The 1460-nt window shown below is 42.1% G+C and carries 1 protein-coding gene; it reads left to right on the top strand.

The genetic code is table 11. The features are described from left to right. Positions 1-83: 83 nt before the first annotated feature. The gene (locus tag J8L97_RS22885; protein ID WP_211053023.1) at positions 84-1127 is read left to right on the top strand and encodes an IS110 family transposase; all 1044 of its coding nucleotides are present in this window, start codon (positions 84-86) and stop codon (positions 1125-1127) included. Positions 1128-1460 lie beyond the last annotated feature (333 nt).

Below are 1460 nucleotides of genomic sequence, written 5' to 3'. Positions count from 1 at the left end.
CTTGATACTCATTGAGCCTCCTCCCTAGCACCGCGATTATTCGCTACGCTAAACAGGCAACCAAACCTACAGGAGAAAGCTCAATGAACTTTTACAATAACATGCATCGATATTATCGTGGAATCGATTTACACGCCGGACTTCTTTTCGTCTGTATTATTGATAATACGGGACTTATCCTCGTTCATAAGAAGATTAAAGATGACCCAGAAGCACTACTAAAATTACTTAAACCCTACATCGGCGATATTGTTGTTGGCGTAGAATGCATGCATTGTTGGTATTGGGTCGCTGATTTTTGTAAAGACCACAATATCCACTTTATTCTCGGCCATGCCCTCTACATGAAGGCTATACATGGTGGGAAAGCTAAAAACGATAAAATAGACTCCTATAAAATCGCTAAGCTTATGCGGGGTGGCAACTTCCCTCTTGCCTATGTTTACCACAAAGACATGCGTGCTACGCGTGACTTATTACGTCGCAGAACCAAAATTGTTCGCCACGGCGCCGATTTAAAAGCCCATGTCGCCAACACTGCAAGCCAATACAATTTACCCGCTCATAATGTTAATTTGAAAAATGTCTGTGACAGAGAAAAAATGCGTTATTACTTCCCCGATCCTGTCGTACAACGTTCTATTAATCTCGATATGGGCATACTTGATTGCTATCAAAAAGAGCTAAAGCCTTTAGAGCATTACATTGAACAAATGGCCAAACAACATAACCCCGTTCACCTTAATATATTGCAAACCATTAATGGCATAGGCCGTATTCTAGCACTCACCATTATTTATGAAATTGGTGATATCAATCGCTTTCCAAGCGTACAAAAGTTCGCTTCATACAGTCGGCTTGTTAAATGCAAAGCTGAGTCAGCAGGTAAAACCTATGGCACACAGGGCAACAAAATTGGTAATGCACATTTAAAATGGGCCTTCAGTGAGGCGGCTGTACTACTGCTACGCCATAATCATAACGCCACCAAATACCTTGAGAAATTACAAAAGCGGATGAGTAAAGCCAAAGCATTGTCAGCGCTGGCGCATAAGCTGGGTCGATGTGTTTACTATATGCTTAAAAAAGAGACTGTGTTCGATGAAACCCGATTCTTAAAGCGTTAGTCACGGTACTGAGTGAGCTGAACGTCTAACTGGATAAAAGGCTGAGCATCAATCAATTGGGTGAGTAAATAGCCATTAAGCTATAACCTGATCATATGCCTAACGACCAAAGCCATTTGGCTTGATTAGACGCTCAGTACGCGTGCATTAATACAATAAGCAAAGTCGCTTACACCTGACTTGAGCCTGAAACTAACTGGATCACAATGATGAAACCAGCCGCCTTGAATAGTGCCATGATGAGGTTAACCGATGAATGTCTAGTGCCCCTGCGAACCCATAAGGAAATGGAAAAAAGTAGGCAGCGATGAGATCGCAATAAGAGAGCCTCTA

This window comes from Pseudoalteromonas sp. MMG012 (assembly GCF_018100875.1).
GTDB classification, from domain to species: Bacteria; Pseudomonadota; Gammaproteobacteria; order Enterobacterales; family Alteromonadaceae; genus Pseudoalteromonas; species Pseudoalteromonas aurantia.
This window is presented reverse-complemented; position numbering and strand designations above follow the sequence as displayed.